The organism is Aeromonas sp. s7(2024), from assembly GCF_040907825.1.
Classification (GTDB): Bacteria; Pseudomonadota; Gammaproteobacteria; order Enterobacterales; family Aeromonadaceae; genus Aeromonas; species Aeromonas veronii.
Genome location: NZ_JBFOCM010000035.1, coordinates 39,612 through 64,942, shown reverse-complemented (window position 1 = coordinate 64,942; position 25,331 = coordinate 39,612). Strand labels below are relative to the sequence as shown.

25 protein-coding genes are annotated in these 25,331 nt (G+C 59.2%); 14 read left to right on the top strand and 11 right to left on the bottom strand.

The window, feature by feature from the left end:
- Window positions 1-3 precede the first annotated feature (3 nt).
- Window positions 4-1,338 carry a tyrosine-type recombinase/integrase gene (locus AB5Y73_RS14560; protein WP_368148126.1) on the bottom strand — a complete coding sequence of 445 codons (1,335 nt, stop codon included), beginning with the start codon at window positions 1,336-1,338 and terminating at the stop codon, window positions 4-6.
- A 407-nt stretch (window positions 1,339-1,745) separates the two neighbouring features.
- Here AB5Y73_RS14560 and AB5Y73_RS14555 point away from each other — a divergent pair, with 407 nt between their 5' ends.
- From AB5Y73_RS14555 to AB5Y73_RS14540, 4 genes are all read left to right on the top strand, one after another.
- Complete coding sequence (locus AB5Y73_RS14555) at window positions 1,746-2,630, top strand: DMT family transporter (RefSeq protein WP_107682517.1); 885 nt, start codon at window positions 1,746-1,748, stop codon at window positions 2,628-2,630.
- A 105-nt stretch (window positions 2,631-2,735) separates the two neighbouring features.
- Complete coding sequence (locus tag AB5Y73_RS14550) at window positions 2,736-4,673, top strand: methyl-accepting chemotaxis protein (RefSeq protein ID WP_107682518.1); 1,938 nt, start codon at window positions 2,736-2,738, stop codon at window positions 4,671-4,673.
- 500 nt (window positions 4,674-5,173) lie between these two features.
- Window positions 5,174-6,622 carry an OprD family outer membrane porin gene (locus AB5Y73_RS14545; protein ID WP_005338723.1) on the top strand — a complete coding sequence of 483 codons (1,449 nt, stop codon included), beginning with the start codon at window positions 5,174-5,176 and terminating at the stop codon, window positions 6,620-6,622.
- Between the two features lie 141 nt (window positions 6,623-6,763).
- Window positions 6,764-7,591 carry an SDR family oxidoreductase gene (locus tag AB5Y73_RS14540; RefSeq protein ID WP_181497559.1) on the top strand — a complete coding sequence of 276 codons (828 nt, stop codon included), beginning with the start codon at window positions 6,764-6,766 and terminating at the stop codon, window positions 7,589-7,591.
- Between the two features lie 91 nt (window positions 7,592-7,682).
- Here the strand turns inward: AB5Y73_RS14540 and AB5Y73_RS14535 are convergent, their stop codons facing one another.
- Window positions 7,683-8,015, bottom strand: coding sequence for a DUF1904 family protein (locus AB5Y73_RS14535; RefSeq protein ID WP_118854239.1), 333 nt, complete (start codon window positions 8,013-8,015; stop codon window positions 7,683-7,685).
- An 88-nt stretch (window positions 8,016-8,103) separates the two neighbouring features.
- Here AB5Y73_RS14535 and AB5Y73_RS14530 point away from each other — a divergent pair, with 88 nt between their 5' ends.
- The 4 genes from AB5Y73_RS14530 (at window position 8,104) to AB5Y73_RS14515 (ending at window position 11,693) form a co-directional block, all read left to right on the top strand.
- Window positions 8,104-8,991, top strand: coding sequence for a TraB/GumN family protein (locus AB5Y73_RS14530; protein ID WP_118854240.1), 888 nt, complete (start codon window positions 8,104-8,106; stop codon window positions 8,989-8,991).
- Window positions 8,992-9,127: 136 nt separating this feature from the next.
- On the top strand, window positions 9,128-9,307 hold the full coding sequence (locus AB5Y73_RS14525; RefSeq protein WP_005338733.1) for a DUF3149 domain-containing protein: 180 nt from the start codon (window positions 9,128-9,130) through the stop codon (window positions 9,305-9,307).
- A gap of 187 nt (window positions 9,308-9,494) precedes the next feature.
- On the top strand, window positions 9,495-10,076 hold the full coding sequence (gene smrA / locus AB5Y73_RS14520) for a DNA endonuclease SmrA (RefSeq protein WP_107682522.1): 582 nt from the start codon (window positions 9,495-9,497) through the stop codon (window positions 10,074-10,076).
- 138 nt (window positions 10,077-10,214) lie between these two features.
- A complete protein-coding gene (locus AB5Y73_RS14515) occupies window positions 10,215-11,693 on the top strand; it encodes a carboxypeptidase M32 (RefSeq protein WP_181497560.1) in 1,479 nt (492 codons plus the stop codon).
- 116 nt (window positions 11,694-11,809) lie between these two features.
- Here the strand turns inward: AB5Y73_RS14515 and AB5Y73_RS14510 are convergent, their stop codons facing one another.
- From AB5Y73_RS14510 to AB5Y73_RS14485, 6 genes are all read right to left on the bottom strand, one after another.
- The gene (locus tag AB5Y73_RS14510; protein WP_005343580.1) at window positions 11,810-12,211 is read right to left on the bottom strand and encodes a VOC family protein; all 402 of its coding nucleotides are present in this window, start codon (window positions 12,209-12,211) and stop codon (window positions 11,810-11,812) included.
- A 94-nt stretch (window positions 12,212-12,305) separates the two neighbouring features.
- Window positions 12,306-13,901, bottom strand: a complete 1,596-nt coding sequence (locus AB5Y73_RS14505; protein WP_235686290.1) for a hypothetical protein — start codon at window positions 13,899-13,901, stop codon at window positions 12,306-12,308.
- Between the two features lie 32 nt (window positions 13,902-13,933).
- On the bottom strand, window positions 13,934-14,494 hold the full coding sequence (locus tag AB5Y73_RS14500) for a PilW family protein (RefSeq protein ID WP_181497561.1): 561 nt from the start codon (window positions 14,492-14,494) through the stop codon (window positions 13,934-13,936).
- Window positions 14,488-14,880, bottom strand: a complete 393-nt coding sequence (locus AB5Y73_RS14495; protein ID WP_107682526.1) for a prepilin-type N-terminal cleavage/methylation domain-containing protein — start codon at window positions 14,878-14,880, stop codon at window positions 14,488-14,490. Before AB5Y73_RS14495 ends, AB5Y73_RS14500 begins: the two co-directional genes overlap by 7 nt.
- Entirely contained in the window at window positions 14,877-15,296 is a 420-nt protein-coding gene (locus tag AB5Y73_RS14490) for a GspH/FimT family pseudopilin (RefSeq protein ID WP_107682527.1), read from the bottom strand. The genes AB5Y73_RS14495 and AB5Y73_RS14490 overlap by 4 nt, the downstream gene beginning before the upstream one ends.
- Window position 15,297: 1 nt before the next feature.
- Window positions 15,298-15,687 (bottom strand): type IV pilin protein, encoded by a 390-nt coding sequence (locus AB5Y73_RS14485; RefSeq protein WP_107682528.1) that lies wholly within the window; start codon window positions 15,685-15,687, stop codon window positions 15,298-15,300.
- Between the two features lie 411 nt (window positions 15,688-16,098).
- Between AB5Y73_RS14485 and AB5Y73_RS14480 the strand changes: the two genes are divergently transcribed.
- The gene (locus AB5Y73_RS14480; protein WP_118854793.1) at window positions 16,099-17,637 is read left to right on the top strand and encodes an AlkA N-terminal domain-containing protein; all 1,539 of its coding nucleotides are present in this window, start codon (window positions 16,099-16,101) and stop codon (window positions 17,635-17,637) included.
- The gene (locus tag AB5Y73_RS14475) at window positions 17,634-18,107 is read left to right on the top strand and encodes a methylated-DNA--[protein]-cysteine S-methyltransferase (RefSeq protein ID WP_088870007.1); all 474 of its coding nucleotides are present in this window, start codon (window positions 17,634-17,636) and stop codon (window positions 18,105-18,107) included. Before AB5Y73_RS14480 ends, AB5Y73_RS14475 begins: the two co-directional genes overlap by 4 nt.
- Window positions 18,108-18,173: 66 nt before the next feature.
- On the opposite strand, the gene AB5Y73_RS14470 is transcribed toward AB5Y73_RS14475, so the two are convergent.
- From AB5Y73_RS14470 to AB5Y73_RS14460, 3 genes are all read right to left on the bottom strand, one after another.
- Window positions 18,174-20,033, bottom strand: coding sequence for a U32 family peptidase (locus tag AB5Y73_RS14470; protein ID WP_118854244.1), 1,860 nt, complete (start codon window positions 20,031-20,033; stop codon window positions 18,174-18,176).
- A gap of 97 nt (window positions 20,034-20,130) precedes the next feature.
- Complete coding sequence (locus tag AB5Y73_RS14465) at window positions 20,131-20,739, bottom strand: LysE family translocator (RefSeq protein WP_041207998.1); 609 nt, start codon at window positions 20,737-20,739, stop codon at window positions 20,131-20,133.
- A gap of 128 nt (window positions 20,740-20,867) precedes the next feature.
- Window positions 20,868-21,809, bottom strand: a complete 942-nt coding sequence (locus AB5Y73_RS14460; RefSeq protein WP_118854246.1) for a LysR family transcriptional regulator — start codon at window positions 21,807-21,809, stop codon at window positions 20,868-20,870.
- Window positions 21,810-22,035: 226 nt separating this feature from the next.
- On the opposite strand from AB5Y73_RS14460, the gene AB5Y73_RS14455 reads away from it, so the two are divergent.
- The 4 genes from AB5Y73_RS14455 (at window position 22,036) to AB5Y73_RS14440 (ending at window position 25,309) form a co-directional block, all read left to right on the top strand.
- Window positions 22,036-23,124 carry a ketoacyl-ACP synthase III gene (locus AB5Y73_RS14455; RefSeq protein ID WP_118854247.1) on the top strand — a complete coding sequence of 363 codons (1,089 nt, stop codon included), beginning with the start codon at window positions 22,036-22,038 and terminating at the stop codon, window positions 23,122-23,124.
- A 252-nt stretch (window positions 23,125-23,376) separates the two neighbouring features.
- Window positions 23,377-24,591 (top strand): methyl-accepting chemotaxis protein, encoded by a 1,215-nt coding sequence (locus AB5Y73_RS14450; RefSeq protein WP_005338776.1) that lies wholly within the window; start codon window positions 23,377-23,379, stop codon window positions 24,589-24,591.
- Between the two features lie 9 nt (window positions 24,592-24,600).
- Window positions 24,601-24,969, top strand: a complete 369-nt coding sequence (locus AB5Y73_RS14445; RefSeq protein ID WP_005338778.1) for a response regulator — start codon at window positions 24,601-24,603, stop codon at window positions 24,967-24,969.
- A gap of 13 nt (window positions 24,970-24,982) precedes the next feature.
- Complete coding sequence (locus AB5Y73_RS14440; protein ID WP_107682535.1) at window positions 24,983-25,309, top strand: STAS domain-containing protein; 327 nt, start codon at window positions 24,983-24,985, stop codon at window positions 25,307-25,309.
- Window positions 25,310-25,331: the final 22 nt, after the last annotated feature.

Here is a 25,331-nt window from a genome sequence, read left to right as displayed (position 1 = left end):
TTTTTATTTTGCTTTTCTTACAAACTCGACAACATTTCCATGAAGATTAGTTTTTTGCGGCTCATTTGCCACCTCAAGTTCAATCAATTCTCCCCAGCGTTGCCATAGCATTTTTTTCTTATCATCATGTCGTGAACGATGATAGGTTCTAACCAACTTATTGAGTGGGAGATGATTCAAACACAATTCGATCACTCTCTCTTCTGCATCTAATCTCTCAGCCCAATTGGTTGCAGCACTACGTCGTAAGTCATGTACAGTAAATGGCTCCATATCAGATAGTGAACGAGAAATGAAACGCCTTAAAGCTCTAGTTATCGAGTCAACTAAAATTGGCTCAATAACATCACTTTTAGGTCTGTCTGATTCAAAAACAAAGTCACCGTTTACATATAGTGCCTGTTCATCAATCAACGCTTTCGCCTGTCGAGATAAGAATACCGAATGTGGCCTCCCATTCTTGGTATCAGGGATCGTCCACATATCGTCTCTAATGTGTGAAAAACGCATATTGGCGACTTCACCTCTACGACATCCAGTCAGTATTAATAGCTTGATCGCATTCGCTGCTGGTAGAGAAATAGTGGCATGGCGAGAAACGCCACGCCCTCCAGCCACCAAGCTACCACCACTTCCAAGATCCTCATCAATCGCCTTCCATAGCCTGCGCAATTCGGGGACTGTCAGCCATCTCTCTCTTGGCGAACCAGCACTGGCACCAAAATCCTTGGGTCGCAACAGTCTCGCAGGGTTGGCCTCGATCAGGCAGTGAACCACCGCATAATCCAGCATCTGGTTCAGCGTTCCCAACCCCTTACGGGTTTCGTCTTTTGTTGCACGCCGGGTTATCTCTAACGCTTGCGCCAGGTGTGCACGAGTCAGATCGATTAAACGAATATTGCCGAGGGTCTTCTTGAGATGACGATTCCAACGATCCTGATGACATTGGAGGGTCTTGGGTTTGACGACCTGAGCAATACGTTGTGCATCGAGCCATCGCCCAAGTAACTCATCCATCGTCAGGGCGGTTTCATTTTTAGCCTTTTCACTAGCTACATGCTTGCGTGGATCTATCCCTTTCTTTACCAAGGCAGCCAGCTCTGCATGCTCAAGCCTGGCTCGCGCCAATGACAACGCCGGGTAATTACCCAGAACAACTGTCGCCTGAGTACCAGCAATCCGATAACGATAGACAAACCGCTTGCTCTTCCCTGCCCTAACTTCAATGGCTAATCCACCGCCATGAGGAGATTTCACCGCATAGCGGGTAATCGAAGCCTCACCTTGCAAAATCAATGAGGGGATCTCTCGATCCTGCGTTACCGGTTTTCTTGCCATAGCATTCTCTCCCCCCTGTTTGGGGTACCACTTGGGGTACCACAGAAAACATGATATAGGGTGAGACTTCATGAAACTAGCTGAAACCCACAACAAGAAAAATAAACATTAAAAACAATAGGTTGCCATCAGAAATTCAACTTTATAAAACCTTCTGAAACACTACCTACCTTGGCTCCTAAGGGACAGGCCACTGGTTCGACTCCAGTCGGGAGCGCCATATAAAACAAGGGGTTGGCATCATCACGATGCCAACCCCTTGGTCGTTTTTGGCGACAATGAATCCGACCATCCAACCGTAATGACCCTCTCCTTTCTGCGTTCAGAGCATGCGCTCTCTGATAGACTGCTTCTCTTCGGCTTGTCTGTGAGGCCAAGCCCTGTTTCATCTTGCAAAGGAGTGTTGGATGTCCGGATGTTCCTGGTGGGATAGATCCACCGGTTTTGCCTTGCTGACCATTGTGCTGTGGGCCTCGCTGGCGGCGCTGACGTCACGGGTCACCAGCGTGTCACCACTGGTGCTGGTCGGGCTGGTGCTGTTTTTCTGCGGGGTCGGGGCCTTGCCGTTCTGGCGCCAGTGGCGTGCTCGCCCGATTACCTGGCTGGTGACGGTTACGGCATTGCTGCTCTACCATCTGCTACTCTTTATGAGCTTTCGCCACGCCCCCGTGCTGGAGGCCAACCTCATCAACTACCTCTGGCCGCTCTGCATCATTCTGTTCACCCCGCTATTGTTGCCCGGCCATCCCCTCCATGCCCGTCACCTGCTGGCTGGCGCCTTTGGTCTGGCGGGTTCCATGCTGGTGATGGTCAATGGCGAGCTGCAACTGCAGCAGGCCTATCTGCCGGGATACCTGTTGGCGCTCGGTGCAGCTGTCGTCTGGGGGGCCTATTCGGTGCTATCACGCCGTCTGCCGCCAGCCCCTGCCGTGGTCACTGCGGCAGCCTGCCTGCCCGCTGGTTTGCTGGCTCTGCTGCTCGCCCGTCTGCTGGAGGGGCCCCTGCCACTCGCGCAGATCCCCACCAGTGACTGGTGGCTGATCATCGGGCTGGCGCTGGGCCCGATGGGGGCGGCCTTTGTGACCTGGTATCTGGCACTGCGAGACGGCGATCCACGCCGGATCGGTGCCCTTGCCTACCTGACACCGCTGCTGAGCACCTTGCTGCTGGTGTTGCTCAATGGAGAAGCACTGACCTCGCGCCATCTGCTGGCCGGTGCACTTATCATGGGAGGCGCCCTGCTCGGTATGCTGGGCCAACGCAACAGAGCACTGGCATCCCCAGCCCGTTAAGCCGATAAAATAGGGCCACCTGACCATGTTGTCATAAAAACGCCATCATCCCTGTTTAGGCTCGGGCCACGCTCCCCCATGGTCTGTGCTGACAGGAATTACCCCGTGAAAATCGCCCATTACGCCACCCTATCCTCCCTTGTTTTGTTATTGGTTGCGGGAGGACAGGCGCTGGCCCTCTACCACGGCTGGCAGCAGCTTGCCCGTACCAATCAGGCCCAGCATCAGCACGAGACGCTGCAACAACTGGTGACCGTGACCCTGCAAAACAGCCTGCGTGACTACCTCAACAGCGGCGATCCGCAACAACTGACAGCAGCGGAGAAGGTCCGCCAGCAAGCGCTCTCCTCGCTGGCCGCTCAGGATGATGCCGTGGCAGCCCCGCTCAGACAGCAACTCGAACAGATGGCGCAGCGCATCGCGCACGACTATCAGGCCGCAGGCAAGCTCTCGGGCAACAGCCAGCTGCTGCTGCAAAATGCCGAGAGTGAGCTGGGCAGCCAGGCCATGGAGCTGATCCGCTATGGGGAGCAAGGTGCCAACACGGAACAATCTGCCGCGGCACAGCAATATCGCCGCGGTGCGGCCGAGATCCTGGCGGGCCTGCCGCGCCTCGCCCATTTGCGCCAAAGCTATATGGAGCAGGGCAATGAAAAGATGCTCGAAGGGATCCGCTTTGAGCTGGAGGCACTGCAAAAACAGGCGCAAGCGCTGCAAGCCTTGCCGCTGCTCGGCCTGTATGAAGAGGCGCCCGCCGATGAATTCACGCTGGGGGAGCCGTTGCGAAAGGAGCTGGGAGATCAACCGCGCAGCGAATTACGCTCGCTGCTGGGCCGCTATCCGCAGGAGCTGGCCAACAGCCGCACGGCGCTTCAGCAACAACAGGCTGGCCGCCAGACCGTGCAGCAAGACATCATGGCCATGTTGCAAGCGACCAGACAGATGGGGGAACAACTTTCCCGCGATCGGCAAGCCGTCAATCAGGAGCTGGCCACCATCCTCGGTACGCTGGCGCTCTGCCTGGTGGTTGTCGCCCTGCTGTTTGCGCTGGTGCAACGACGCTGGCTGCTCGCCCCCTTGATGCGACTGCGCGGAGCCTTTCTGCAGCTCGATCAGACGGGGCAGGCCGAGCCGTTGCCTGGCGGGCGCGATCGCAACGAGCTGGCCGATATCGTTGCCAGCTACAATCGGCTGATCGGTCGCCTGCAATTGGACCAGCAACAGAAAGAGGGGCAGCTGTCAGCGGTATCCCTCAGTCTGCAAGGGATGGTCAGCCAGGTTGACGAGATCCACCACAGCACCCGCACCACCGAACAGGTGGTCGACGAGAGCGGCCAGATGATGGATGAGCTGAACCAGCTGGCCGGAGAGGTCCATCAGGTCGCCGCCGACATCGCCCAGCATGCCCACCATAACGAACAGGCGATGAGCCAGAGCGAAGACCTGGTGGGGAGCATGCTGCACGCCACTCATCAGACCGGACTGGCGATTGACGAGAGCGATGAGGCGCTGCAAGCCCTTACCCGCTCGGTTGCCGATGTGACGGCCATTGTCGATGTGATCGGTCATATCGCTCAGCAGACCAACTTGCTGGCCCTCAACGCCGCCATCGAAGCGGCCCGCGCAGGGGAACAGGGACGTGGTTTTGCCGTGGTCGCCGATGAAGTGCGCCACCTCTCAGCGAATACCCAGCAATCCCTCAACCAGATCACCGATATTCTGGGGCGCCTGACCCAATCCGGTGAACAGCTTGGCACTGTACTGAACCGGATCACCAGCGAGTCAAGCCGCCAGCGGGCGCAGGCGGAACAACTGCGCCAGACTACCCAGGCGGTGCGGGAGATCGCCCGCAACACCGCCGTGATCGCCCTGCAGGGCGCCGACAACGCCAAAAGTCAGGAGCACAAACTGGCCAGTTTTGCCGATCTGATCACCCGTATCCATCAGCATGCCCGTCAGGTGAGTCAGCTCTCGGTTCAGGTCTCCTCCCATATCCACCATCAGGCGCAGCAGATCCCCCGCATCCTCGGCCAGCAAGGCTGAACCCTATTCGCTTCACATCTTTGCCAGAGCACTTTCCCTCGACCAGAGGGAAAGTTTTTTTGTAGCACAAAATTATCTGTTATCGGCAGGTTAACCGACACCTCTTCCCCCGTACCGGATGAAAACCCGCACTGGCGCTGGTCGCAACCTCAAGAAAACGCTCTCATCACCGTGATACCTGCCATGAGGCCGTTTACGACCTTGCCCATGATTATTTGCACTCGGTCATACTTTTGAAACGTTGAGGGAACTTTTCATTGATATTTCGCACCGCGAACGTACTCTTGGGGTTGTCCGATAGCCAAGAATCGGAACATAAAAAACAACATGTGATGATCAGGACTGCCAACTACAGATGTGCCAAGACATCCGGGTTTGCAGGTAGCCAAGACAAGATTTTTTGCCCTTCGGGGTTTTGATTGCAATGCCAATACCGAGCGGTAGGCCCGATGCCAACTGCCGGAAAAAAAGCTAAGTCCATAAAATCAGGAGCAATAAAAATGGAAAAAGTGATCTTCAAGCGCGCCGCTTTGAGTGCCGCTGTGGTAGCCGCTCTGGTCGCCCCCGGTATGGCGTTGGCAGCTCAGGATATGATGAGCCCGGAATACGGCCAGTCCTATGAAACCTTCGTTAAAGACTCCAAACTGACCGGCGGTCTGTTCTACTTCCAGCGTGATCGTCAGCGCATCGATGGTGACCCGACTGCAGCCAAGAAAGAAGGCAAATACCAGTCCAACCTGAGCCATTCCACCGTTCAAGCCGCTCTTAACTTCAACTCCGGTTATGCCTGGGACACCGTAGGTCTGGATCTGGGCGGCTTCGGTGCCTATGACTTGGCCGTTACCGAAAATCACCCGGTCAACCAGGAAAACGAATTCTCCTTCGCTGGCCGTTCTTGGGGCAACAACGCCAAAGATGGCTCCCCTGAAGGTGGTTTCAGCCTCTCCAACGCAGCGATGAAGCTGAAATTCCTGGACGGCGGCATCACTGCCAAGGGTGGTTATACCCAGCTGTATGTCCCTGGCCAAATCGGTGTTAACTGGTCTTATCAGCCGGGTACCTATCGTGGTGGTCAAGTTGAAGGTAACTTCGGTGGCCTCTACCTGACCTACGCCATCGCTGACGAGTACAAGGCCCCCTGGTACAAAGAGACTCAGGTCTTCTCCCGTGCCAAAGCGTGGATGGATCCGTTCGCTGATGAAAACGTCATCGACTACATCCACGGTATCGCAGCCCGTTACACCTTCGAAAATGGCACTGCAGTGACCGGTTCTTTCGGTCAGTCCGAAGGCTACATGGATAGCTACCACTTCAAACTGGCTCACAAGTTTGACGTACTGGGCGGCCTCTCCACCAGCTACCAGTTCTACGGTTCCGAGACCGAGACCTACACCAAGGGCGCTTCCCAGATCGAGACTTATGACGGTCTGGCATGGCAACAAGCTCTGACAGCCGCCTGGGGCATGGGCCCGTACGGCTTCCGTCTGGAAGGTCTGTGGACCAAGGCTGAAGGTGCGGAAGGCAACTACCTGCCCCGTCTGACCCGTGGCTACGCCAACTCCCAGGGTGCCAACGAAATTTGGTGGGACTCCCGCTCTGACTGGAACGCAAACAACGAGAAAGCACTGTTCTTCGGCGTGACCCGTTCTCTGGATGACCTGGTTGGTGCGCCTGGCTGGTCCGTCGGTGTATCCGGTGCTTACGGTTGGGATATCGAAACCGGTCAAGGCAAGAAAGCAGCCAACGGTGAAGATACCGAATGGGCAGCCAACTTCGATGTCACCTATACCGTGCAGGATGGCAAGCTGAAAGGCACCCTGTTCAAACTGCACTACACCGACTACAACAACGACATCAGCCAGGGCGGCGGTTGGACCGATTACCCCAACATCTTCGCCTCCGAGCACGACGTCAAGTTCCACATCATCATGCCGCTTACCTTCATGTAATCAGGCAATACGATGTCAGCAAACCGGGCCACTTGGCCCGGTTTTCTTTTTACCGGTTGGCAGGCTAACATGCGAGCCGGATAAGGATTTTACCCGCTCACCTGCCCACACGCTTTTGTCAGCAGTCACAAGGACGCCATCATGCCCCGTTTTGTTCTGATCACCGGTTGTTCCAGCGGTATTGGCCTCGCCGCCGCACAGGCGCTCGAGCAGCACGGTTTTACCGTGATCGCCTCGGCGCGCAAGGCGGAAGATGTGGCCCGTCTGCAGCAACAGGGATTGCTGGCAGTACAGCTGGATCTGGCGGACCCTGCCTCCATCGAGCTGGGTGCCAGTGCGGCGCTCCATCTGGCGGGCGGGCGCCTCTATGGCCTGTTCAACAATGGCGCTTATGGCCAACCCGGGGCGCTGGAAGATCTGCCCACCGAAGCGCTCAGGGAACAATTCAATACCAACCTGTTTGGCTGGCACCATCTGATCCGTCAGGTGCTGCCGCCGATGCTGGAGGCCAAAGAGGGGCGGATAGTGCAGAACAGCTCGGTTCTGGGACTGGTTGCCATGAAGTATCGCGGCGCCTACAACGCCAGCAAATTTGCGCTGGAAGGTTATAGCGACACTCTACGCCTCGAACTGGCGGGTAGCGGGGTACATATCAGCCTGATTGAACCGGGCCCCATCGATACCCGTTTTCGTGCCAATGCCCGCAGCGCCTTCTTGCGGCACATCGATCCGGCCCAGAGCCGTCATCAGTCGGCCTACCGCCAGACCCTGACACGGCTGGAAAAAGAGGGGGCCACCAGCGGCTTTACCCTCCCAAGCGAAGCCTGCATCCCGACGCTGCTCCATGCGCTGACCCACGCCCATCCCAAGGCACGCTATCCGGTGACCACTCCGACCCGGCTGTTTGCCTTCCTGCGACGGGTATTGCCCACTCGCTGGCTCGATAAACTGCTGGCCAAATCGGCCTGATCCCGTGATGGGCGACAAGCATCCTGCCGCCCAAGTGGCGTTAGCCGGGTAGCGGCATCACCCGTCCCGCCAACCTGGTTTTTCCCTCTCTTCAATAGTGCTCGCCATTGCTGTAGTAGGCGCTCTTGACCAGAGGGATCACCTGCACCACCACATAGGTCTGCTCCCCCTGCACCCGTTTCAAATGGCGCGTGATAAGGCGCGCGGCCGCGTCTTGCATCTCTTGTGGCCGCTCGAACCAGTGCAGCTCAACAAACGGAAAACCCGTCTCTGGCTCGCCGTTGCGGATCCAGCAGCTCTCCACCCGCTCCATGGTGACAAACTCCGGCTTGCCGCCGGTCAGCTCGCAAAGCTCGGCCTGCAGCGGACCACTCACCTGTTGCAGGGTATCGAGCGTCACGGCGCGAAAACGAAGATGGGGCATGGCAAACCTCTTGGTTATCTGAAATGAGGACTTATCATAGGAGTTATTGCCAGCAAGAGAAGTCACCCGGCGCACATTAAGGATCCCCATGAGATTTCATCGCACCCTCTTTGCCTTCCTGCTCTGCCTGCTGCTACCGCTGCACGCCTTTGCCGATCCCGCATTTTATCGGGTGAGCAAAGGCAACCAGCAGCACTGGCTGCTGGGCTCCATCCATGCGGGCAAACCAACCCTCTATCCTCTGCCTGAGCCGGTGGAGCGCGCCTGGCTGCAGAGCCGCACTCTGGTAATGGAGGTGGACATGAACAGCATCACGCCGGATCAGTGGCAACAGACCGCCTCCCTCACCCAACTGGTGGATGGCAAACCGCTCAAGGATCATCTGCCTGCCGAGCTCTATCAACGCACCCTGATGGCGGGGTCCCGCTATGGCATCAACGAGGCGACCCTCGCCACCCTGCGCCCATGGTTTGCCGCCATTACCCTGACCCAGGCCGCCATGGCCCGCTCCGACTTCAAGAGTGAACTCGGGATAGACCAGCACTTTGCCACCCGGGCCGCCAAAGAGGGCAAACAGGTAGTGGGTTTTGAAACCCTGCTGGAGCAGCTCGGTTATCTGGCCAGCGTGGGTGACAACCAGACCCTGATGCTCGCCAGCACCCTGGATGAGCTACCAATGCTGGAGAGTGGTTTCGCCGCCGTGATGAAGGCATGGCAGCAGGGAGATGAGGCGACGCTGATCAATCTGCTCAAGGATGAGATGGCCCCGCCCTCGCTACAAAGCTGGATGGAGCAGACCCTACTGGCCGAGCGCAACCATAACTGGCTGAAAAAATGGTCCACCCTGCCCAACGAGAGCTTTATCGTGGTAGGCGCCCTGCACCTTTACGGCGAACAGGGGTTGCTGGCGTTGCTGGAGCAGCAAGGGTGGCGCATTACCCCGCTCACCACACCTGGCCCTGTGCAGGCTCGGTAGCAAGGAGTCCAGTGAGAACGATCACAGATCGTACTGGTTATTAAACAACCTGCAAGGGAGTTGATCGGGATCATCCCGTGCAAGGCAAAGAGGTATTTATCATGCCTGTCATCAACCGGGTGACAGGAGCAATAAAATGGACTTTTGGCTGGACCTGATGTTTGGCAACAGCGTGGGATTGATGTCGATGCTGGTGATTATCGGCACCTTCTTGCTCATCAGCTCTTACGCGGCCTACTTCATCTACAAGGTGATGCACTCGCAACCGCCTCATTCACAGCAACCCCATTCTCAACAACCCAAAGAGGGCAAATAATCCTCTGACCACAGGCGACAGTTCACACTGACCGCCTGTGCTGTTTTATGGTTCGCGACTGTGATTCCCGGGCCAAGCTGCACTGGTATCCATGCTGGGCCTCCCTTATCCCCTGCCCCTTTCCCCGTTTTCTGTGCCGGTTGCGGCCGTTATAATGGCCCCCACTTTTTCTTATGGGGAGCCTGCCGTGTCTCATAACGACGAACTCTCGCTATTCATGAATGAAGTGGCCGACGTGCGGCCCATTCGCAGCGACAACATCCATCCCCATGCGGCCAAATCCGCCCCGACCGAGGCGCAGCTCGCTCGCCGTCAGGCTGCCACCGCTGAACAACTCGCCCTCGACCACCTCACCATGGAGGCCATCGAGATGCGCGATCCGCACGAAATCGTCGGCTTCAAACGCGATGGGGTGCAGGAGGGGGTCTACAAGAAGCTGCGGCTCGGCAAATATGAGCTGCAGGCAAGTCTGGACTTGCACCAGAAAACCCTCAATGAGGCGCGCCAGACGCTGGTGCAGTTCATTGCGGATTGTGAAGTCCGGGATATCCGCTGTCTGCTGATCCTGCACGGCAAGGGGGAGCGCAGCACCCCGCGCGCCCTGCTGAAAAGCTATATCAGCGCCTGGTTGCCGCAACTGCCCGCCGTCATGGCGATCCACAGTGCCGAGCGTCGCCACGGCGGCAGCGGTGCCCTCTATGTGCTGCTGCGCAAAAGCGAACGCAAAAAAGCGGAAAACCGCGAGCGGCACCAGAAGCGGCTCGGCTAACCCGCCTCTCGCCACTACGCCTTTGGCCCACCTGCATGATGGTGGTCAACGATGCGGCGGCGGTGTTAGCATCGAACGGCCCCGATCATGCCAGGTACGGGGCGGCATACCATCAGGGACGATAACAAGGACAATCCCATGTCATATCAAAAGCTTGAACAACATCAGCAACAGATCCACCGCTTTAGCCACCTCGCCGCCATCTGTGGCTGGGATCAGGCGGCCATGATGCCGGAAGGGGGCAACGATGCCCGCTCCGAAGCGATGGCCGAACTCGGTCTGCTGATCCACCAGAAGCGCACCGCTCCCGAGCTGGGCGACTGGATTGCCAAGGCCGAGAGTGAGCCGCTGGATGAAGTGCAACGGGCCAACCTCGGCGAGATCAAGCGCCAGTGGCAAGATGCCAGCCTGCTGCCCGGTGAGCTGGTCGAAGCGCTATCGCTCGCTGGCAGCAAGTGCGAGCACGCCTGGCGCAACCAGCGCAAGAACAACGACTGGGCCGGCTTTGCCCCCAATCTCGAGGAGGTGGTGAAACTCTCCCGTGAAGTGGCGCAGCTGCGGGCCGATGCGCTTGGCGTGCGCCCCTACGACGCCATGCTGGCCCTCTATGAGCCGGGTATGACCAGCGCACGGCTCGATCAGATCTTCGGCGATCTCGCCAGCTGGCTGCCGGCTCTTATCCAGACCGTGAGTGAACAGCAGAAGGGCGATGCCCTGCTGCTGCCGCAAGGCCCCTTCCCCATCCCCACCCAGCAGGCACTCGGTCAGGAGGTGATGGGACTGCTCGGCTTTGATTTCGCCCACGGCCGTCTCGATGTGAGCTGCCACCCCTTCTGCGGCGGCGTGCCGACCGACGTGCGGATCACCACCCGCTATAACGAGCAGGAGTTTGTCTCCAGCCTGATGGGCATAGTGCACGAGACCGGTCACGCTCGTTACGAGCAGGGGCTGCCGCGTCATCTGCTGGGTCAGCCGGTGGCCGAAGCGCGCTCCATGGCGATCCACGAGAGCCAGAGCCTGTTTTGCGAGATGCAGCTGGGGCATCATCCGGCCTTCCTCGCGCTGCTGGCACCACGCATTCGTCACCACTTCGGCGAGCAGGCGGCGTTTGCGCCGGACAATCTGGCCAAGCTCTACAGCCGGGTCGAGCCGGGCTTTATCCGGGTCGATGCGGACGAGGTGACCTATCCAGCCCACGTTATCCTGCGCTACGAGCTGGAGCGCGATCTGGTGGAAGGGAAGATCGAGGTGGCCGACATCCCCGAGCTGTGGGACGCCAAGATGCAGCAGTGGCTGGGGCTCTCCACCAAGGGCAACTACCGCAATGGCTGCATGCAGGATATTCACTGGACCGACGGCTCGTTCGGCTACTTCCCGAGCTACACCCTGGGCGCCATGTATGCCGCCCAGCTGCGCTTTGCCCTCGAGAAAGAGCTGGGCAGCATGGGTGAGGTGATCGCGGCGGGCCGCCTGCCGGAGATCTTCGGCTGGCTCGGACGCAACATCTGGTCACAGGGGAGCCTGCACAGCACCGACGAGCTGGTGCGCCGCGCCACCGGTGAAGCGCTCAATCCGCACTGGCTGCGCCAGCATCTGGAACAGCGCTACCTGAAGTAATGAGCGCAGTAAGCTAACAGCAGAACGGGGCCCTTTTTAGTTGACCACTACAGGGCCCCGTTTTTATGGCGGTGCATGGCACAGCACGCCGCCACCATGCTGTAAAAAGAGAAAATTCAGAGAGGATCAGGGGAACCCAGCAACTCGCGCAGTTGCAGGATATTGCCCTCAGGGTCGAAGGCGTTGCGCACCACAAAGCCGGGCCCCGTCCACTGCTGTGGCAGCAAACCGCCGCCGAGATCCGCCGCCTTCGCTTCTGCCCAGGCGAGGCTGGAGACGGTGAAGAACAGCTTGATGGCCCCCTCTTCCCGCAATTCCGGCGGCCGCTTGATAACGACCTGCCCGGCATAAGGCTCTGGAATGGCGTGGATCAGCAGCTGGATATCGCTGTTTTCCAGCACCACCAACTGCTCATCCTGACTGCAGACCACCATCTGCAGCAAGGTACGATAAAAGTGGGTCAGCAGGCCCGGATCCTTGGCATAGATCAGGGCACCGGCGCGAGCGGGGCCTGGCATGGAGCTCTCCTCAACAGTGAACGGCTGGGTGGACAGATCTCCACCTTCTCACAGTTGCGCGCCCCGTTCGATCCTTTTTAGCGGCTCGCCAGCCTCACTGCACAAAGTGCCACTGCCGTAGTGCCAATCTCGGAGGCGGCCCCTGATCGTCCCCCAGATCTGCCATGCCCAGCGCCTCGTCGTAGTGCACACCGCCCGCACCGCTCTCGGTCAGATGCTTGGCACGCACCGCCCCGTACAAACCGCCACTTCCGCTGATCTGCATCTCGGTCAGCGGGGCATAGAGGGCGGCATAGAGCGGCGTATTGCCCGACAGCTTGATCCCATCCTTGCCGCTATACGCGGAATAGAGGGAGATAGCGGGCGTACCGCCAGCAGTCAGCCCCTGCTTGGCTGCCGTCACCTCGGCACCGGCCCCGAGATCGACCTTGCCGCTGACGATCAAGGTCAGACTGCTCCCCTCGCTCACCGTCAACTGGTTGCTGCCAGTCATGGTGAAATCCTTGTCGATCAGCAGCACCACATCCCCCTTGATGGTGAGACTGGCATCGGCCCCCATATTGAGGCTGTCGAGCTGATAAATGGTCTGCTCCTTGCCAAACAGCTCCCCCTTGCCGGGTAGCGGTAGCCCGGGCTTGTGCTGGTTGCTGCTGGTGACCGAGCCAGTGGCAGGATCCGTGGTCAGCACCATCTGCTGGGTGGCGCCCAGCGTCAGGGGACCATTGATGGGCAGCGTTGCAGGGGGAAACGATTTGGGCAGCGCGGCCACATTGAGCGGGTCACACACCTGCCCGGCCACGGGTGGCAGCTTGGGATGAGTGCGGTACTGGGGATCCAGATACTTCTGATGCTTGGCATCAAGGAATGCCCCGTTCCCACCATAGTTCAACTTGTCGCCAGCAATGCTTGTGCCATGACCCATAGAAACATCACCATTGATCGCAACAGCTCCGGCAATATGCCCCCCTTGCAAGGCAAAATTTCCACTCCCGTTTACGCTGCCCTCAACCCTGACGACCCCATCAGAGGGAGAAATGGTGATGTCGCCACCAGCAAGTACATTACCCGCAACAGGTGAAGAGCCGTTCAAGGTCACCGAGCCGGTCGCCCGCACATCACCCCAGATGGGGGAGTGCCCGGCGAGCACTACATTGGCCTTGTCGCTGACAGTCGCCACCTTGGCGTTTTGCCCCTGATTAAGAGTCCCGGAAACAGACTCCTTGTACGCCCCCTTGCGCGAGTCATAGCTGTCGATAAAACCGCTACCGGAGAGGCTTAGCCCTTCACACGCCACCACCGAATCCTGAAAGATCAGATTGCCGGGCTCGCGCTTAAGGGCAAACAGGGCGTTGAGGCTGGCATTGCCCTCCAGATAGCTGCCATGGCTCTGCAACGCCAGCTTGCTGCCGGTGGCGGCATCCAACTGCTCGATGCTGAAGCGGCTGCCCGCCATGGCTCCTTCGCCCTTGCTTGGCACCTTCTGCACCAGTTGAGCCCACTCTATCCGTGGTTCGGCGCCAAGGGCCTGATGCAGGGCACGATAACTCTCGTTCATCCCCTGCTCGGCGCTGAGCTGCGCATTGATCTTCTTGTGAAAATTGCCGCTCAGGCGGGTTTGCAGCTGATTCTCCTGAATGCTGGTAAACACCAGCAGGCTCGACAGCAGGCTCACCACCAGCACCACTAGCAATACGGCTCACCGCTGCCCCTGCAATCCCTTGTTCATCCCGCTCCCCCTGCTGTGGTGTTGGCACCGGATGTGGCCAACGCTGCCGCCCAGACCGCCTTGCGGCGCGCCACCTGCACCTCGACTCCCGGCGCCAGATAGCTGGGCAGCCCTTCGGGCAAGATGCGGATATTGACCAGCGCCCCCTGTTGGCCGAATTCAAGATCCTGAAGATGTGCCAGCAACAGGCGCGGGCCATCTCCGTCATCGCAACTGAGTACCGGCGGCGTGAAGCGGTACTGCTCGGTAAAATCGGCGGTTTTCTGGTTGCCAAGGCAGGAGAGCACCTGACTGCCCCCCTCTACCTTGAAGGCCAGCGTCAGGCGATCAGGGGTGACCGCTATCAGCTGATCCGCCTGCTTGATGCTGTTGGTAAAGGTGAGAGTGGCAAAGCGCAACACCTCGTTCGCCAGCTCCAGCGCCTTGCTCTGCTCGACCGTGCTCTTGATCGGGGCGTAACCGGCAAAAATCGCCAGCATCAGCATCAGACCGAGCACCATGGAGATCATCAGCTCGACGAGACTGACGCCTCGTTGCCGTGAGGGGACGCTCAGCATAAAGGCGGAAATCCTGCGTTCAACTCCACCCGCTTGGCGCCGGAGACCCGCTCATCCTGCCACTCGATAGCGACCACAAAGTTGTCGCTATAACGGTCCGGTAGCACCAGCCGGTGGCCCTCGTGCAGGGTGAAGCGGGCAAGAAAATCGGCCTGGGTGAACCGCTCGGGCTTGCGCTGCACTTCACACAGCGAACTCCAGATCTGCTCCACGCTATTGCTCGCCTCGATCGTGGCCAGCGTGCTCTGCAAGCTGTAATGCGCCTGCTGCAACGAGACCACCTGCCCCTTGGCGAGACCGAGAAACACCATCACCGCCAACACCATGGAAACCATGATCTCCACCAGATTGAAGCCCTGCTGGCGGGCAAGTGCGGCGTGTCTCATGAGCAGCTCCCTTGCAGCAGCTGGCCGCTCGGGGCCACGCAGAGCACCCGCTGCTCACCGAGGCGATTGGCCAGAATGATCTCGGCGTGGCTGCTGCTGCCGGTTGGCGCGATCTGGATGGGGTCAAACGGCTTGATCACCACGCCGCCACCGGGAGCTGATGCCTGACGCAACCGCTGGCTGTCGGCCATCACCTCCCAGCCACCGTTCTCGGTGCCCTGCAGCACCACCGGCAGGGTCAGCTTGACCGCTTCACTGCGGGCAAAACGGTAGGCAGACGCGAGCTCGGTCGCGCTGCGATCGAGCCTTTCGGCCGCGAGGCGCTGACTCATGGAGGGCAACCCGACCAATAGCAAGATGGCGGCGATGCCGACAGTGACCATCAACTCAATCAGAGTAAATCCGCGCACATTCATCTTATGATCCCCAGCAGTCATGGCGATTGGCCGCACGATAACCGGTCTGATCGAGGGTCAGAGTGCCGCACTCATCCTGTTGTCGCGTCGTTGGAATGGCTTTGAGCAAGTAGTCGCCAGCATCTTGCTGGCTGTAGCTGAACTGGTAGAAATCCGTGTTGGCAGGGGTGGCAAACGTGTCGGGATAGCGGCCCTGTTGGGTATAGATAAGTTCAAGGGCGAGCGCCTGCTCCAGCAATTGCTGCTGTGCTTCGTAACGACGTCCCTGTTGCAGATAACCCTGATACGCTGGCAACGCGATGGCCGCGAGAATGCTGACAACCGTCATGGCGATCAACAACTCGATCAGACTAAACCCCCGGCAATGGGGCCATGCCTTACAGTCGTTCACTTATCATCCTTGGCAAGTGTTGTTGTTATTGGTCAGCCCTGGGCCGCAAATGCGATGACTTAATAATCATAAAAAATTAACTGACTCGATTGAACAACACAAAATCACCACACTCAATGTAAAAAAGATAGTTATGTGATCTGTTATTAATTTTTAAGCAGTTTTCGCCGCCACTAATCTCGCTCAGAAAATAAAGCTAAGCCAATCGTGCCTCCGACCCGTCCGTTATGCCCCCTTCTGCCGAGCCGCGATACATGAATAACAGCGTGACGAAGAGTGAAACCCGGCCGTGCAATGAAAGAGCAAAAAAACCGTTGGCCAATTTTTGCTATCCCTGTCCGTTTCTGGCTAGCCACAGCCCCCGAGCCCCCTTACTCTCTTGCCATCTATTCCAGCAACGCCGCCAACACCATGAATGCAAAGCCCAGCCCAGAGTCGTCACCGGATGAGGTGATCAACACCCTCAGCCGCGAACAGTGTCACGCCGCACGGCTCGCCCGCGATGCTCGCTTCGATGGCCGCTTCTTTACCGGCGTGCTCTCGACCGGCATCTACTGCCGGCCAGTCTGCCCGGCACGGCCACCCCACGAGCACAATGTGCGCTACTTCCAAAGCGCCGCGGCCGCCGAGCAGTATGGGCTGCGACCCTGCCTGCGCTGCCGCCCTGAGCTGGCCCCCGCCGCCCGTGGAGATCTGCCGGTTGAACTGGCACGTCTGCTGGCGCGCATCGATCGCGGCGAGCTGGCTGAGGGCACGCTCGCCAAACTGGCCGCTGAGGCCGGGATCAGCGAACGCACCCTGCGCCGCCAGTTCGAGCAGCACCTCGGCGCCTCGCCAAAACAGGTGGAGCAGACGCGCCGCCTGCTGCTCGCGAAACGGCTGCTGACTGAAACCGGGCTGCCCATTACCGACATCGCGTTTGCCGCCGGCTTTGCCAGCATCCGCCGCTTCAACGACGCCTGGCTGAACGCCTACGGGCTGGCCCCACGCACCCTGCGCCAACTAGAGGATCATGCGTCAGAGCACATGAGTGCGCAGCCGCGCGGCGCAACCCTGACGCTGCAACTGCCCTACCGCCCCCCATATGACGTGGCGGCCATGCTGGCGTTCTACCGGCTGCGGGCAATCCCGGGGCTGGAGCGGGTAGATGGCGAGGTGTATGAGCGGCGCTATCGGGTCGGCGATCAGGTCGCGCTGGTCCGCATCGCGCAGGGCAAGGGGTACAGCCTGCAGCTCACCGTCCATGACCTGCCGCTCGCTGCGCTGCCCGATCTGCTCTATCGGGTGCGTCGGATGTGGGATCTTGATGCCGACATGCAGCGGATCGGTGATCTGCTCGGTCAGGATCCGCTGCTCGCCCGCTTGCAGGCACGCTGGCCCGGCGTGCGACTGCCGGGTGGCTGGGACGAATACGAGGTGATGCTGCGCGCCATCGTCGGCCAGCAGGTGTCGGTCAAGGGAGCCATCACCATACTAGGGCGACTGGTAGCCCGCACCGAGGCGCAATTCGGGGTGGCGCAACTGCCGACCCCCATCCAGCTGTGCGAACTCGATCTCGACGGTATCGGCATGCCCGGCAGCCGTATTCGTACCCTGCGGGGAGTGGCGAAGGCACTGGCCAGCGGTGAGCTGACCCTCACGACAGCCAGTGATGAGCAGTTGCTGGCACTACCGGGCATAGGCCCCTGGACGGTCTCTTACTGGCGGCTGCGTTGCGGGCTGGATACCGATGCCTTCCCCGCTTCCGATCTGGTGCTGCAAAAGGCACTCGGCGGCGGCACCAAGCTGCCGGTAAAAGAGGTGTTGGCGCAAAGCGCAGCATGGCAGCCGTGGCGCAGCTATGCAACCAGCTGGCTGTGGCACGCCATGAGTGAAGCACCAGCCATGCTTACCGATATCGGTAGCAATGAAGCTCACTCCGGCTACCAACAACAGGAGATAACCCCATGATCCGCTACGATATCCTGCCGACCCGCTGCGGCGATCTGCTAGTCGCCATCAATGAATCTGGTCTGGTGCACGTGGACTTTGTGGCAGGCCTGCGGGCACTGCCCGATATGAGTGGCTGGCAGCAAGATCACGAAGCGCTGACCCCCTTCCTCGCCGAATTTGACGCCTATTTTGCCGGTCGCTTGCAGCACTTCTCCCTGCCCCTTGCCGCCCGTGGCACCGCCTTTCAGCAGGCGGTGTGGCAAGCGCTGTGCGACATCCCCTACGGCGAGACCCGCAGCTACAGCGATATTGCCCGCGCCATCGGCAAACCCGATGCGGTGCGGGCAGTGGGCGCGGCGAACGGCCGCAATCCGCTCTCGATCATCGTTCCCTGCCATCGGGTGATCGGCCAGAACGGCAGCCTGACCGGCTATGCGGGGGGATTGGAGATTAAAAAAACGCTGCTGGCGCTGGAGAGGGGCAATTAAAGGAGGGTAGGCAGAGAACCTGCGATAAAAATTGCCCCTTTCCGGATGGAGAAAGGGGCTCATTGATCAGCGTTTCAGGCTGCCCATCACATGCATTTCGCAGCGGTTGCAGTCAAAACGCAGGCGGAAGGTGTCCTTACCCATCTTGAGCTCCAGCGGCTCGGCCTTGAGACCGGGCACCTCGTTCGGGCAGAGGTTCTGGCTATAGCGGATGCAATGCTTGGTGATCATCAGCACCACTTCCCGCTCCTCCTTGTTCGCCTCATAGGCGGGAGCAATCCGCTCCACCCCATGTTCGCGGAAGAACTGCTCGGCCGCGCTGTTAAGCACGTTGCCAAGGTAGGAGAGACGGTGCTGGGGATAGCTGATATCCCGCAGCGCGATCCGTCGCTCGGGGCGCTGGTAGCTGGCCACTCGCGCCGCCTCCAGCGCGGCGATGCCCTCCCGACGCAGACCGTTGAGCTGTGATGCGGCGATAAATAGCGGGTGAGTGAATGCCAACTCAATCTTGCGCGCCACAAACAGGGTATTGCCGAGTTTGCCAAGCTGATCCCGCGCCTGTTGCAGCGCCCGCTCCGGATTGTCGGCAGGCTGTTTGTCGCAAGGCAGGGTCACTGCGGCACTGATGCCCTGCTCGTCGGTGAGCGTGAGGCTCACGCCCTCATCGCACTCAGCCAGCACCATATCGACCCGGATGCGGCGATCCGCGCTCGCCTTCTCCAGCATCTTGCTGAACGCCTGATCGTGGTTGCGGTAGATTTCGGTGCCCACCTTCAACCCCGGCATACGTTCAGACAGGAGTAACTGCTTACCTTCGACCTTGTTGAGGCGCATCCCCACCAGCTCGTTGTTCGGCTTGAAGAAGCCCAAACCGTCGCCGTTGTTGAGGGTGACCTGTTTGCCATCAATCTCGATACCGTCACGGGTCACCTTGGTGACACGCCCCAGCGGTTCACCCACATATTTCGGGCTTTTGGTGGAGTCGATCCCCTGCTGGCGGCCATGGAGGAAGTAGTCGGTGCTGCCGCGGTTGAAGCTCTTCTTGGGGTCAGGCGTGAAGCTGTAGCTGCAACGACCCGCAGAGGCGGCCACCAGATCGGAGCGACTATCCAGAATGGCGTCGAGCTTCTGGCGATACCAGGCGGTAACGTTCTTGACGTAGTCGAGCCCCTTGAGTCGCCCTTCAATCTTGAAGGAGCGGATCCCCGCCTCGATCAAGGCCTCCAGGTTGTCGGTCTGATCCATATCCTTGAGCGACAGCAAGTGGCTGTCGGCCACCAGCACTTCGCCATCCGGCTTTTGCAGCGAGCAGGGCAGACGGCAGAGCTGGGCACACTCGCCACGGTTGGCGCTGCGGCCGGTACGGGCATGGCTGATATTGCACTGGCCGCTATAGGAGACACAGAGCGCGCCGTGGATAAAGAACTCCAGCTGCACATTGGTCGCCGCGCTGATCTCGCGGATCTGCGCAAGAGACAGTTCGCGCGCCAGCACCACCTGAGAGAAACCCACATCCTGCAGAAACTTCACCTTCTCCGGCGTGCGGTTGTCGGTCTGGGTACTGGCATGGAGCGCGATGGGAGGCAAATCCAGCGCCAGCAGCCCCATATCCTGCACGATGAGCGCATCGGCACCGGCTTCGTAGATCTGGTGGGTCAGGCGCCGGGCCTGCTCCAGCTCATGATCGTGCAGCAGGGTGTTGAAGGCGACAAAGACTTGGGCGCCGAAACGGTGGGCGTGACGTGCCAGCGCTTCGATATCCTCGATGGAGTTGCCCGCCGCACTGCGGGCGCCAAAGGCAGGGCCGCCCATGTAGACGGCATCGGCGCCATGGTTGATGGCTTCGATGCCGTAGGCGAGGTTCTTGGCCGGAGCCAGCAGCTCCAACCGGTTGTTGTGGCTTAACGGGTGCTTGTTCTGGTGCATGGTCTCGGGATCAGGGCGGACAGCAAATGGCCGCTACTCTAGCCCATTCACCACCCGCGTGCCTTGATCCCGCTTAAGGTATCCGCAAAATGCAGGATTAGATAACCACCTTGAGTGCCAGTCCCAGCAGCACCAAGCCGCTCACCTTATCGATCACAAAGGATTTGGCTTTAAGCCACGCCAGCACAGGCCCGCGCGAGAGCACCAGCGCCACCAGCACGTACCAGACGGCATCGATCCCGCCAGCGGTGAGCATCATGATGCCCCCTTCGCTCCAGCCGGTATCGGCCCGCACAAACTGGCTGAACAGAGCGATGAAGAAAACCGCCAGTTGGGGGTTGAGGAAGGCCACCATAAAACCTTCAAAGGCTCCCTGCCGACCACGCAGCTGATGAACCTCTTCACTCGCTTCACCACTGGCTGGTTTTGCCAGCAGGGCTTTCACCCCAAGCCAGGCAAGAAATGCGGCGCCGCCGTAGCGGATCAGATCAAACAGGATCGGGGTTTGGGTGATCAGGATGGATAGGCCAAGCGCGGTAACCAGCGCATAGATACCAACCCCGAGGCCGTGGCCAAGCGCGGTGGCGACGCCATGCCCCTGCCCGCCCTGCACCGTGTTGCGGATGATCAGCGCCAGGCTCGGCCCCGGGCTGATGGCGCCCATCACGCAGATTGCGGCCAGTGCCAGCCAACTCGTCAGTTCCATGCTTTTCCTCTTTATATGCTCGATATGATGCCCTGCATTCAGGGTACGGGCTGAGCCATTATGCCAGTAGTGAAAGTTATGAATAGATTCCATAACCCATGGCTATGGCACCACACAACTGACTGCGGCTAACAGCCGTGATCGAGCAGCTTGCGACTCTCGCCGACGGTACGTTGCAGGTGATCCCGCAGGAATGGGTAGGCCAGCTCGCGAAACCAGCGGTGGGCCGGATCCTGATGGTGGCGCTGATGCCACAGCAGATGATACTGCTGGTCGCGGGTAGCAAATGGCAGCTCGACAAAGGTGAGCTCATTGCCGCAAGAGAGCTGCCAGGCGATATGGGCCGGGGTTGTCATCAGGCAATCGGTGCGCAGCAACACCTCCACTGCGGCCTGGAAGAATGGGACTCGGGCAAACCAGCGCCGACGCAGTCCCTGCGGCGCCAACACCTGCTCAACCGGACTGTCCTTGTCGCCTCCCCCACTCACCTGCAAGTGAGGCCAAGCGAGATAGTCATCGAGACTCAGCGCCTTGCCCGCCAGCGGGTGATGACGTCCCATCAACACCGCCAGCCGATCTTCCCCCTGATGCAGGCCGCGTATCTGATCCGGCACCTGTTCGGTGATGGTGGAGACCAGATCAAGCTCGGACTGCCACAGTTGCGGTAGCTGACGTTTGTCCCACAGGCTGTACTCCAGCGCCGCCAACGGCGCCTCTTTGGCAAGTGCGGCGCAGATATCGGGCAGAATATGCTGGGCCACATAATCGGAGGAGGCGAGCTGAAATACTCGCTCGCAGCGGCCCGGGTCAAATCCGGGCGCCTCGTAGAGCCGCTCCAGAGCACCGAGAGAATCTGCCAGCTGGGCGGCCAACAGTTCGGCCCGTGGCGTCAGCAGCCAGCGTTGCCCCTCCCGCACCAGCAACTCGTCATCAAACTCGCTGCGCAATTGAGCAAGCTGCTTGCTGATAGAGGGCTGACTCAGGTGCAGCAGCTCGGCGGCGCGGCTGATATTGCGGGTCTCCAGCAGCACCTTGAGGGTCGGCAACAAGTTGAGATTGGCTCTGAGCAAGGAGATACCCTCATCGGTGGTGAAACGCCTATCTTAGGGCAGAGGAGTCCCGCGTTTTAAGCAAAATTTCCTGCCATGTTCGGCACATTGCAGCCCTTTGCGACCAGATGGCACAGCGGAGCCCCCCGCACATAACCATGACCACAAGATGACAGTGGTTGTCTCGTACGGCATAATTGCACGATTTTCCGCCCGCGGGCGATCCACTTTGAGAAGCGGTAACAAGATGAAATACGCCAATATCACCGGCTGGGGCAAATGCCTGCCTCCCTCCGTGCTGACCAACGATGACCTCAGCACCATCATGGATACGTCAGACGAGTGGATTTATCCGCGCACCGGCATCAAGGCCCGCCGGATCTCCCATGTCAGTACCTCGGATCTCGCCACCCTGGCCGGTCGCCGCGCGCTGGCCTGCGCCGGTCTGGAAGCGAGCGATCTCGATGGCATCATCCTGGCCACCGCCACCCCGGACAACCTGCTGCCAAGCGCCGCCTCTGCGGTGCAGAAGAAGCTCGGTGCCGTCAATGCCGCCGTGTTTGATCTCAATGCTGCCTGCACCGGTTTCGTCTATTCCCTCTCCGTCGCCACCTCGCTGGTGCAGACCGGCATGATGAAGAAGGTGCTGGTGATTGGCGCCGAGCGCCTCACCTACCTGCTGGACTGGGCGCGCCGCGATACTGCCGTGCTGTTTGGCGATGGTGCCGGTGCCGTGGTAATCGAGGCAAGCGAGCAGGAGTGTGGCCTGATCGCCAACAAGCTCGGCTGCGACAGCGAAGCGCGGGAGATCCTGCATGTGCCGAACTTCGGTACCGATCGGGTGCGTTTTGCCGACATCGATGGTCTGTTCACCTTCAACTTCGAAGGGCCGGAGATCTTCAAACGCGCCGTGCGCGGCATGGGGGAAGCCACCAGCACTGTGCTGGCGCAGGCCGGTATTGCGCCGGAGCAGGTCGACCTGATCGTTCCCCATCAGGCCAATATCCGCATCATCGAGACCCTCGCCAAGCGGATGAATGCGCCGATGGAGAAGGTGATGGTCAACATCGAAAATTACGGCAACACCTCCGCCGCCACTGTGCCCATCGCCCTGTGCGAAGCGATGGAGCAGGGCCGCGTCAAGCCGAACTCCTATCTGCTGACCGCCGCTTTCGGTGCCGGCCTGACCTGGGGTGCCGCCATCATCAAGTGGGGCGATCGCGTTACCCCCATCAAGGCGTGCGATGCCGAGCTGCCCCCTTGCGACAAGAGCGCACTGGAACTGATTGCTCACGCCGTCGAAGGGTGCCAGAAGGCTCACGCCAACGAGGCTTGATCCTCATCAGGAGCCTGAATCCTCAGGCTCCTTCTCTCCTTTTCATCCCCACCTGGCTCTTCCCCCACTTCGCAAGCCGCTTGATACGGCAATCGCTGATACAAACAACTCCGATTTGCAGCCAATTAATTTTTTTCCGCTAACCTTATTGTGCCAACTGTAAATAAAGAAAAGAGCGTCAAGGGGCACCATGACTGTTTCGGTCCTGCGCCTTTACCTCTTACCAAATAATTGCACAGGGATAAGCTACGTATGGCACAACACAAAAGTGGCGTGAACACACCGCTTTGGGAACCGGTTTGCTGGATTTGCTGCATCGGTCTTGCTCTGCTGAGCTGCCTGTTGCTACAGCTTGCCGATGCGCTGTCACCTCTCTACCTGCTGCTCAATGTGCTGGTTGGTATTGCCGCCGCGCTCTGGACATCGAGTCACTTCCACCAGCACACACACCGACATCGTGCAGGAGAGGAACAAACCGTCGCGACCGATCCTCTCGCCCACTCCATCATCGGGCTCGAACAGGTGTGTGAGAAGGCTCTACCTATCTGGTCCCAGCAAATTGAAAGCTCTCGTCAACAAACCGAAGCCGCGATGATTGACCTGACTCAACGCTTCAGCGGCTTGGCCAACAAGCTGGAAGAAGCAGTCAATGCTTCTCATCTGGCAGCCGGAGAACTGGGTGATGCCAATTCCCGTGGCATGGCAGGAGTTTTGAGCGAGAGCCAACAGCAGCTCAATGAGGTAGTGGCAATCCTGCACTCCGCCCAGGCCAATCGGGACGCCATGCTGGGTGAGATAAAAAGCCTGACCACCTACACCATAGAACTCAACACCATGGCCATGGATGTGGCCAAAATCGCCTCCCAGACCAACCTGCTGGCCCTCAACGCCGCCATTGAAGCGGCTCGTGCAGGGGAAGCAGGCCGTGGCTTTGCTGTGGTCGCTGATGAAGTGCGCAACCTCTCCCGCCTCTCCAGCGAAACCGCCCAGAAGATGACCGACAAGGTTGATACCATCAATACTGCTATCGGCCGCGCCTTCCAGATTGCCGAAAATGCTGCCGCACGGGATCACGCCTCGGCGCTCAATTCGGAGCAGACAATCGAACAGGTACTGGCCCGTTTTCGCCATGCCACTGACAGCCTGGCGGAATCCGCCTCCCTGCTGCAAAACGAGAGCACCGATATCCATCGCGAAATCTCCAGTGTCATTGTCTCGCTGCAATTTCAAGACAGGGTCAGCCAGATCCTCAGCCACGTCAGACAAAACATGGAGAGCCTCTCCAGCCATCTGGTTGCTTCGGAGCAGAGCAGCAATGCGACAGGGCCAATCCAGATCGATGCCAATCGCTGGCTGGCAGAGATGGAGCTCTCATACGCCACCGACGAACAGCGCAATATTCACCATGGTCGCACCACCCGTTCTGTCAACGCGCAACCAAGCAGCGCCGACATCACATTTTTCTAGGAGAGAGATATGGGCAAAACGATCCTGATCGTGGATGACTCGGCAACTATTCGCCAAGTCGTGGGCATGACCCTCAAGGGCGCCGGTTATGAGGTCATGGAAGCCTCTGACGGCAAAGATGCGCTCAACAAACTTGATGGCAAGAAGATCAACCTGATCATCAGTGACGTCAACATGCCGAACATGGATGGCATCACCTTCGTCAAAGAGGCCAAAAAGCTGGCCAACTACAAATTTACCCCTGTCATCATGCTGACCACCGAGTCTCAGGACAGCAAGAAGCAGGAGGGACAAGCCGCAGGAGCCAAAGCTTGGGTGGTCAAACCCTTCCAGCCCGAACAGATGCTGGCCGCAGTCGCCAAGCTCATCATGCCGTGATCCGGAGCACATCATGCAACTACAGAGTGAGCTACTCGACAACAAGGTAGTGGTGACCATGCCGGACGAGATCACCATTTATACAGTCAGCGAGCTGAAAGATGCTCTCTCGCCCTTATTGCATCAGGGGAACGAACTGGAGCTGGATCTGGCGGCGGTATCCGAGATAGACAGCGCAGGGCTGCAACTGCTGCTGGCAGCGAAGAAAACCGCTCTGCAGCAGGGCACCTCCCTGGCGCTGGTCTGGCACAGCCATGTTGTGCTTGAACTGCTGGAGCTCTGCCAACTCTCGGCCTTTTTTGGCGACCCCACCCTCATCACCCATGGCGAACGGCCCTGAGCCACCATGACAAGGAGTCACC

Excerpts from the sequence above, each read along its gene's own strand:
- AB5Y73_RS14560 (WP_368148126.1), bottom strand. The coding sequence starts at position 1,338 with ATGGCAAGAAAACCGGTAACGCAGGATCGAGAGATCCCCTCATTGATT.
- AB5Y73_RS14555 (WP_107682517.1), top strand. The coding sequence starts at position 1,746 with ATGTCCGGATGTTCCTGGTGGGATAGATCCACCGGTTTTGCCTTGCTG.
- AB5Y73_RS14545 (WP_005338723.1), top strand. The coding sequence starts at position 5,174 with ATGGAAAAAGTGATCTTCAAGCGCGCCGCTTTGAGTGCCGCTGTGGTA.
- AB5Y73_RS14540 (WP_181497559.1), top strand. The coding sequence starts at position 6,764 with ATGCCCCGTTTTGTTCTGATCACCGGTTGTTCCAGCGGTATTGGCCTC.
- AB5Y73_RS14535 (WP_118854239.1), bottom strand. The coding sequence starts at position 8,015 with ATGCCCCATCTTCGTTTTCGCGCCGTGACGCTCGATACCCTGCAACAG.
- AB5Y73_RS14530 (WP_118854240.1), top strand. The coding sequence starts at position 8,104 with ATGAGATTTCATCGCACCCTCTTTGCCTTCCTGCTCTGCCTGCTGCTA.
- AB5Y73_RS14525 (WP_005338733.1), top strand. The coding sequence starts at position 9,128 with ATGGACTTTTGGCTGGACCTGATGTTTGGCAACAGCGTGGGATTGATG.
- AB5Y73_RS14515 (WP_181497560.1), top strand. The coding sequence starts at position 10,215 with ATGTCATATCAAAAGCTTGAACAACATCAGCAACAGATCCACCGCTTT.
- AB5Y73_RS14510 (WP_005343580.1), bottom strand. The coding sequence starts at position 12,211 with ATGCCAGGCCCCGCTCGCGCCGGTGCCCTGATCTATGCCAAGGATCCG.
- AB5Y73_RS14500 (WP_181497561.1), bottom strand. The coding sequence starts at position 14,494 with ATGCTGAGCGTCCCCTCACGGCAACGAGGCGTCAGTCTCGTCGAGCTG.
- AB5Y73_RS14495 (WP_107682526.1), bottom strand. The coding sequence starts at position 14,880 with ATGAGACACGCCGCACTTGCCCGCCAGCAGGGCTTCAATCTGGTGGAG.
- AB5Y73_RS14490 (WP_107682527.1), bottom strand. The coding sequence starts at position 15,296 with ATGAATGTGCGCGGATTTACTCTGATTGAGTTGATGGTCACTGTCGGC.
- AB5Y73_RS14480 (WP_118854793.1), top strand. The coding sequence starts at position 16,099 with ATGAATGCAAAGCCCAGCCCAGAGTCGTCACCGGATGAGGTGATCAAC.
- AB5Y73_RS14475 (WP_088870007.1), top strand. The coding sequence starts at position 17,634 with ATGATCCGCTACGATATCCTGCCGACCCGCTGCGGCGATCTGCTAGTC.
- AB5Y73_RS14470 (WP_118854244.1), bottom strand. The coding sequence starts at position 20,033 with ATGCACCAGAACAAGCACCCGTTAAGCCACAACAACCGGTTGGAGCTG.
- AB5Y73_RS14465 (WP_041207998.1), bottom strand. The coding sequence starts at position 20,739 with ATGGAACTGACGAGTTGGCTGGCACTGGCCGCAATCTGCGTGATGGGC.
- AB5Y73_RS14455 (WP_118854247.1), top strand. The coding sequence starts at position 22,036 with ATGAAATACGCCAATATCACCGGCTGGGGCAAATGCCTGCCTCCCTCC.
- AB5Y73_RS14450 (WP_005338776.1), top strand. The coding sequence starts at position 23,377 with ATGGCACAACACAAAAGTGGCGTGAACACACCGCTTTGGGAACCGGTT.
- AB5Y73_RS14445 (WP_005338778.1), top strand. The coding sequence starts at position 24,601 with ATGGGCAAAACGATCCTGATCGTGGATGACTCGGCAACTATTCGCCAA.
- AB5Y73_RS14440 (WP_107682535.1), top strand. The coding sequence starts at position 24,983 with ATGCAACTACAGAGTGAGCTACTCGACAACAAGGTAGTGGTGACCATG.